The 6,409-nt window shown below is 60.7% G+C and carries 4 protein-coding genes and 1 pseudogene; all 5 read left to right on the forward strand.

Annotated features, from left to right (window positions below):
* The first annotated feature begins 176 nt into the window (after positions 1–176).
* A complete protein-coding gene (locus ACW9JC_RS27805; RefSeq protein ID WP_338586203.1) occupies positions 177–1,316 on the forward strand; it encodes an acyl-CoA dehydrogenase family protein in 1,140 nt (379 codons plus the stop codon).
* 31 nt (positions 1,317–1,347) lie between these two features.
* Positions 1,348–2,556 carry a lipid-transfer protein gene (locus ACW9JC_RS27810; protein WP_457459047.1) on the forward strand — a complete coding sequence of 403 codons (1,209 nt, stop codon included), beginning with the start codon at positions 1,348–1,350 and terminating at the stop codon, positions 2,554–2,556.
* A 186-nt stretch (positions 2,557–2,742) separates the two neighbouring features.
* Entirely contained in the window at positions 2,743–4,575 is a 1,833-nt protein-coding gene (locus ACW9JC_RS27815) for a DUF1302 domain-containing protein (RefSeq protein WP_457459049.1), read from the forward strand.
* Positions 4,576–4,601: 26 nt separating this feature from the next.
* Positions 4,602–5,969 (forward strand): DUF1329 domain-containing protein, encoded by a 1,368-nt coding sequence (locus ACW9JC_RS27820; protein ID WP_338586207.1) that lies wholly within the window; start codon positions 4,602–4,604, stop codon positions 5,967–5,969.
* A gap of 126 nt (positions 5,970–6,095) precedes the next feature.
* Positions 6,096–6,409 (forward strand): annotated as a pseudogene (locus tag ACW9JC_RS27825) (LuxR C-terminal-related transcriptional regulator); the annotation flags it as partial.

Raw genomic sequence — 6,409 nt, forward strand, 5'->3', positions numbered from 1 at the left:
TCTGAAAAGCAAAGTCAAAAGATCGCAGCCTGCGGCAGCTCCTACAGGGAGGGGTTTTACTTTTAGCTCCGACCAGGAGCGCTACCCGATCCGGGTGGCTGCATCACCACCCCCCGCCAATACAGTGGACTCACGAACCAGGCGCTCGTCTGCCTGGCAATCCACTGGAGATTCCGATGCACATCAACCGTACCGTCTACCGTGAAGACCACGAAATGCTGCGTGAAACCGCGCGCCGTTTCTTCGAGCGTGAATGCCTGCCCAAGCAAGCGCAGTGGGACGAGGCCGGGCAGGTTGACCGGGAAACCTGGCTCAAGGCCGGTCGCCACAACCTGCTGTGCCTCACCGTGCCGACCGAGTACGGCGGTGGTGGCGGTGACTTCGGTCACTCGGCGGTGTTGATCGAAGAGCTGTACCGCTCTGGTGTTTCGGGTTGGAGCCTGGGCGTGCATTCGGACATCGTTGCGCCGTACATCGTGCGTCTGGGCACCGAAGAGCAGAAGCAACAGTGGCTGCCGAAAATCTGCTCCGGCGAAACCGTCCTCGCCGTTGCGATGACCGAGCCGGGCACCGGTTCCGACCTCAAGGCGATCCGCACCACCGCCGTGCGCGACGGTGACGAGTGGGTGATCAACGGCAGCAAGACCTTCATCAGCAACGGCCTGACCTGCGACATGGTCGTGGTCGTGTGCAAGACCGATCCGAGCGCTGGCGCCAAGGGCTGCAGCCTGATCATGGTCGAGTGCGACCGCGAAGGTTTCCGTCGTGGCCGCAAGCTGGAAAAAGTCGGCCAGCACGCTGCCGATACCGCCGAGCTGTTCTTCGACAACGTGCGCGTGCCGGTGGGCAACCTGCTGGGCGAAGAGAACAAAGGCTTCATGCACTTGATGGAAGAACTGCCGCAAGAGCGCCTGGTGATCGCCCTGTACAGCGCCGCCAAACTTGAGCGTCTGCTGGAGCAAACCGTCGAGTACGTGAAGGACCGCAAGGCTTTTAACCAGACCGTGTGGGACTTCCAGAACACCAAATTCAAACTCGCTGACATCAAGGCCCAGGCCACCGCCGTGCGCCTGACCATCGACCACTACATCGGCGAACACATGCGCCGCCGCCTGACCGTGCAGGAGTCGGCCATCGCCAAGCTGTACGCCACCGAAACCCTGTGGAAATGCATCGACGACATGGTCCAGCTGCATGGCGGTTACGGCTACATGCTTGAGTACCCGATTGCCCGTGCCTTCGTCGACATGCGCGTGACGCGGATTTTCGGTGGCACCAGTGAAGTGCTGCGCGAACTGATCGCGCGCCAGTTGTGAGCCTTTCCCTCTCGTTTTTTCAGGTGATTCCATGAGCGAAAAAGTACTGGTTGCCGGTGTCGGCATGATCCCGTTCAACAAGCCCAGCGCCAGCCCGAGTTACGTGCAAATGGGCGCCGAAGCGGTGCGTCGCGCCCTGGCCGATGCGGGTATCGATTACCACCTGGTGCAAGAGGCGTACGCCGGTTATGTGTACGGCGATTCAACCTGTGGCCAGACCGTGCTCTACGAAGTCGGCATGACCGGGATTCCGGTGGTCAACGTCAACAACAACTGCGCCACCGGTTCCACCGCGCTGTTTCTGGCGCGCAAGGCCATCGAATCCGGTTCCGCCGATTGCGTGCTGGCGGTCGGTTTCGAGCAGATGCAAGCCGGGGCGTTGAAGTCTCACTGGGATGACCGCCCGCCAACCCGCGAACGTTTCCTGCCGATACTTCGCGGCTTGACCGCCGACATGGATGCCATGCCCCAGGCCATTCGCACCTTCGGCGGCGCCGGGCGCGAGTACATGCACAAATACGGCACCAAAATGGAAACCTTCGCCGCCGTGCGCGCCAAGGCCAGTCGCCATGCGGCGAACAATCCGCTGGCACTGTTTCGCAAGGTGCTCAGCGTCGAAGACGTGATGAACGATCCGGTGATTCTGCCAGGCGTGATGACCCGTCTGATGGCGTGCCCGCCGACTTGCGGCGGTGCTGCCGCAATCCTCGTTTCCGAACGTTTTGCGAAAAAGCATGGCCTGCGCCGCGATGTGCAAATCGTCGCGCAGTCGATGACCACCGACACCCCCGAATCCTTCAATTTCGAAAAGCCGTCGATGCTCGATTGGGTCGGCACTCACATGACCCACGCTGCCGTCGGACAGGTCTACGAGAAGGCCGGCGTCGGCCCGCAAGACATCGATGTCTGCGAACTGCACGACTGCTTCGCCCAGAACGAGGTGATTTGCTACGAGTCGCTGGGTTTCTGCCCCGAGGGCGGCGCCGAAAAGTTCGTGATGGATGGCGACAACACCTACGGCGGACAGATCGTCATCAACCCGTCCGGCGGCTTGCTTTCCAAGGGCCATCCGCTGGGTGCCACGGGGCTGGCGCAGTGCTACGAGCTGACCCAGCAACTGCGCGGCAACGCCGAACAACGTCAGGTTGAAGGTGCACGTCTGGCCATGGCCCACAACCTTGGTCTGGGCGGCGCCTGCGTGGTGACGCTCTACGGAAAAGTCAGCGGCGCGGCGCAGTGATCAGCACGTTTTTCCAGTGAATGTCACTGAGCGTAACGCCCGGCGAGCACTGCTCAAACCGGGTTGTTACGCAGCGGATTTACCCATGAAAAACCCTGGTTCAAATCACCCGTTCGGGTGTCAGGACCTCACCGGAGCCCCGCTAGCATGGGCTCTCCAACACTTATCCTTAACCGGAGAAACCGCATGACAAAAACAACAATGCGCGGAGTCTTCCAGCCAAGTTTGCTGGCCGTAGCTGTGATGGTTGCAACCTGCGCGGGCAATCAGGCTCACGCTGTTGATTTCAACATCGGGGAGATTCAGGGCACGTTCGATTCGTCGCTGTCGATTGGCGCCAGTTGGTCGACGACCGACCCGGACAAGCAGTTCATATCGAATTTCAACTCACAGGGTGTGACCGGTGGCGAGTCCTCCTCGCGGACCACCGACGACAATCGCCTGAACTTCAAGAGGGGTGAAACCTTCTCGAAGATCTTCAAGGGTGTGCATGACCTGGAACTGAAATACGGCGACAGCGGCGCCTTCGTGCGCGGCAAGTATTGGTACGACTTCGAACTGATGGACGAGAGCCGGCCGTTCTACGATATCAATGACGCCGGACGTGATCGCGCGGCGAAGTCCTCCGGGGCGATGTTCCTCGACAGCTTCGTCTACCACAACTACACCATCGGCGATCAGGTTGGCAACGTGCGGCTTGGCAAGCAAGTGGTGAGCTGGGGCGAGAGTACGTTCATCGGCAACTCGATCAACAGCATCAACCCGGTCGACGTCGCAGCCTTGCGCCGTCCGGGCGCGGAAGTGAAGGAAGGCCTGATCCCGGTCAACCTGCTCTACGTGTCCCAGGGCCTGGCCGACAACATCACCGCCGAAGCGTTTTATCAGCTGGAGTGGGAAAAATCGGTGGTCGACAACTGCGGCACGTTCTTCGGTAACGACGGCGTACCGCAAGGTTGCAACGACCGGTTGGTGATCGCAGGCCTCGACCTGCCACCGGGTGCAGCGCGCAATACCGGTGGTCTGGCGGCCATCGCCGCCGGAACGGACGACGCCTTTATTCCACGCCTGAAAGACAACGATGCCCGTGACAGCGGCCAGTATGGCCTGGCGTTGCGCTGGTACGTCCCCGAGGCAAACGACACCGAGTTCGGTGCATACGCGATGAACTACCACAGCCGCAGCCCGTACCTGAGCATCAACCAGATGAGCAACCCGGCTGGCGGCGTGGCATCGGCGCGCAGTGCCCGCTACTTCATCGATTATCCGGAAGATATCCGTCTCTATGGCTTGAGTTTCCAGACCAACGTCTCGGGCGTTTCACTGGGTGGTGAAGTCAGCTACCGGCCGAACATGCCGCTGCAACTGAACACTGCCGACCTGTTGTCGTCCGCGACCTTCGGCGCCACCTCGCCGTTGATCAGCACCGGTTTCGCCGGTCGCACCCTGGGCGGTGAGGTCAACGGCTACAAGCGCATGCCGGTGACCCAGGCCCAAGTGACCGCGACGCAGTTCTTCGATCAAGTGTTGGGTGCCAGTCGTCTGACCGTGGTGGGTGAGGTGGGTTACAACCACATCAATGGCTTGGGCAAGGCCGATGGCACTGACCTGCGCTTCGGTCGCAGCCCGGCCTTCGGTTCCGGTGAATTGCCGGGCGCTGCCGGGGCAGCCACCTGCCGAGGCACCGCCGCAGGTACGCCGACCGCCAGCAACCCGGCGCAGGAATGCAACGACGATGGCTTCTACACCAGCAACAGCTGGGGCTATCGCCTGCGCGGCAAGCTCGATTACCAGAACGTGATCGCCGGCATCAACCTGTCGCCGAACATCGCCTGGTCCCATGACGTCGAGGGTTACGGCCCGAACTTCGATGAAGGCTCCAAAGCGGTCAGCGTCGGTGTCGATGCGGACTACCTGAACACCTACAACGCCAGCCTGAGTTACACCAATTACTTCGGTGGCGATTTCAACACCAACGTCGACCGCGACTACGTTGCGCTCAGCTTCGGCGTGAATTTCTGATGCAACCCTGCCAGAGGAAACTGAACATGAACGCACGTATAATTCTGCGCGCTGGCGCACTGAGTCTGTCGTTGCTGGCCAGTGGTGTGATGGCCGCTGTGTCGCCACAGGAAGCCGCTCAGCTGGGCACCACATTGACCCCATTGGGCGCTCAGAAAGAGGGCAATGCCAACGGCAGCATTCCGGCCTGGACCGGTGGCTTGAAACCCGGTGCCGCCGCGCTCGACAACGGTTTTCTCGGTGACCCGTTCGCCAGTGAAAAACCGCAATTCGTAATAACTGCGGCCAACGTCGACCAATACAAGGACAAGCTGACCCCCGGGCAGGTGGCGATGTTCAAGCGCTACCCGGACAGCTACAAGATCCCGGTGTACAAGACCCAGCGCACCGCGTCGTCGCCACAGAACATCTACGACATTGCCAAGAAAAGTGCGGTGACCACCGAGTTGACCCCGGACGGCAACGGTCTGGTCAATTTCACCCAGACCCGTTACTACCCGTTCCCGATTCCGAAAAACGGGGTCGAGGTTTACTGGAACCACACCAACCGTTATCGCGGCGGCAACATGGAGCGTCAGGCTGCTCAGGCCGCGCCGCAAACCAACGGCTCGTATTCCATCGTCGAGTACGACGACAAGCTGGCATTCCCGCAGTTGATGGAAGGCGTATCGGGTGGCGAGGGCGATAACGTCCTGTATTACTACAAACAGGAAATCACCGCGCCGTCACGCATGGCCGGCAGTGTGATCCTGATCCACGAGACCATCGATCAGGTCAAGGAACCGCGTCTGGCGTGGGTCTACAACGCCGGTCAGCGCCGCGTGCGTCGTGCACCGCAGGTGGCCTATGACGGCCCGGGCAACGGCTCCGACGGCATGCGCACCGCTGACAACACCGACATGATGAACGGCGCACCGGATCGCTATGACTGGAAACTGGTCGGCAAAAAGGAACTGTACATCCCGTACAACAACTACAAATTGCAGTCGCCGAAAGTGAAGTACGACGACATCATCAAGCCAGGGCACATCAACCAGGACCTGACACGCTACGAGCTGCACCGCGTGTGGCACGTCGAGGCCACGCTCAAGCCCGGCCAACGTCATGTCTACGCCAAGCGCGACATGTACTTCGACGAAGACACCTGGCAACTGGCGGAAGTCGATCACTACGACGGTCGTGGTCAGCTGTGGCGGGTAGCGGAAGGTTATGCGATCAACGATTACGAGCGCGGTTCGCCGAACTTCGCCATGCTCGGCATCTATGACCTGATCGCCGGTCGCTACAACGTGCTGGCGATGACCAACCAGTCCAAGCACGCAACGACCTACGGCATGACGGCGAAGATGACCGACTTCACCCCGTCGGCACTGCGTAACGCCGGCATCCGCTGACGCATCCCCGCTTGAAACAACGCCCTGCTCGCAGGGCGTTGTGCGTTGTGCCCACCTGATGCGGGTGGCGCCTGTTCAGTCGCCTGGCTCAATGATGGAATCCTCTCTTCACCAGCGAGGTCCGTCATGTTTGTGCCACGGCCGCATCTGAGCGATCTACTCAAGCGCGAGCAGCGCCGCTTGCAACTGCTTTGTGCACCGGCCGGTTATGGGAAAACCGCGTTGGTGGATGAATATCTGCAAGGGTTGGAGCAATTCGGGCAGGTGGTGTGGCTGAGGTTGGGTGGGCGGGGGCAGACGCTGGAAAGCCTGAATGCCGCGTTGGCAAATGCGCTTGGGGTGGCGGCGGATGGCGTGCTGGCGTTTCTCGATTCAGGAAATGTGGTGACTGAAGCACCGCCATCGCGAGCAGGCTCGCTCCTACAGGGGAACGCGGTCAA

It is taken from the genome of Pseudomonas sp. SDO5591_S426, assembly GCF_054070755.1.

Coding starts and splice junctions, on each gene's coding strand:
- ACW9JC_RS27805 (WP_338586203.1), top strand. CDS start 177: ATGCACATCAACCGTACCGTCTACCGTGAAGACCACGAAATGCTGCGT.
- ACW9JC_RS27810 (WP_457459047.1), top strand. CDS start 1,348: ATGAGCGAAAAAGTACTGGTTGCCGGTGTCGGCATGATCCCGTTCAAC.
- ACW9JC_RS27815 (WP_457459049.1), top strand. CDS start 2,743: ATGACAAAAACAACAATGCGCGGAGTCTTCCAGCCAAGTTTGCTGGCC.
- ACW9JC_RS27820 (WP_338586207.1), top strand. CDS start 4,602: ATGAACGCACGTATAATTCTGCGCGCTGGCGCACTGAGTCTGTCGTTG.